This is a genomic window from Enterobacter sp. R-1.6.2, assembly GCF_035064085.1.
GTDB lineage: Bacteria > Pseudomonadota > Gammaproteobacteria > Enterobacterales > Enterobacteriaceae > Enterobacter > Enterobacter asburiae_B.
The window spans coordinates 1-781 of the sequence record NZ_JASEYI010000112.1 but is presented as its reverse complement, the minus strand read 5'-3'; the positions used below and the strand labels follow the sequence as shown (position 1 = coordinate 781).

At 43.4% G+C, this 781-nt stretch carries 3 protein-coding genes; 1 reads left to right on the top strand and 2 read right to left on the bottom strand.

The annotated features are described in order from the left end of the window. Positions 1-81 (top strand): IS1 family transposase (locus QMN93_RS26040; RefSeq protein ID WP_000618533.1); only part of this gene is annotated, 81 nt, incomplete at its 5' end. 10 nt (positions 82-91) lie between these two features. Here the strand turns inward: QMN93_RS26040 and QMN93_RS26035 are convergent. Next, positions 92-298, bottom strand: coding sequence for a hypothetical protein (locus tag QMN93_RS26035; protein WP_001749967.1), 207 nt, complete (start codon positions 296-298; stop codon positions 92-94). Positions 299-302: 4 nt separating this feature from the next. Further along, entirely contained in the window at positions 303-656 is a 354-nt protein-coding gene (locus tag QMN93_RS26030) for a restriction endonuclease (protein WP_225622145.1), read from the bottom strand. Between the last annotated feature and the right edge of the window lie 125 nt (positions 657-781).

The following is a 781-nucleotide window of genomic DNA, read 5'->3' as shown; positions in this document are numbered from 1 at the left end:
AAGTCACTGTCGTTCTCAAAATCGGTGGAGCTGCATGACAAGGTCATCGGGCATTATCTGAACATAAAACACTATCAGTAAGTTGGAGTCATTACCGGTTCTCTTTGTCTTTTAGTGATTCTATAAACCTCATTACGTCTGAATATAAAAATCTATTATTTGATTTATGTGGCTCATGAGGTTGTGGGATGGTCTTGTTTTTGAATGTGCCAGTTTTCTTAATGGCAAAGATTAATTCACCTTCTGTTATTCCTAACATTTCAGCAAATGTTTTTGCTTCTATAGTTACTGACTTCATTTAATTAACTCTCATGGTATCGATTTTCTTTACCGGCATCTTTAACAATGGTGCTCGTTTCTAGTGTTGCTGCGGTACGCTTCATCATCGTCTGCGGGGCGGTTGCGATAGTGAAGGAGCTGCCGGGCGTGAGCAAATCTATCAGGCGCTGGCCGCTGATAATCTCCATCCGTTCACTGGCAATACTGACAGATTTTGAACCTGCGCCGGTTTTCCCGGTATGGCAAAACAGACCGCGACAGTTATGACGTTTAAGCAACTTCTCGAACTCCTGTACGTGCTGTAAAGCAATATGGCCGCGATAGCGTTTAGCCTGAATAAGATAGCGATATTTTCCTATTATTACCTGGCCGTCAATGCCTCCATCGCCGGTATAGCGTTTGTTTCTGATGGTTCTGAAGCCATGCGCGGCTTTGTTGAATAAATCGAACTTTTGCTGAGTTGAAGGATCAGATCACGCATCTTCCCGACAACGCAGACCGT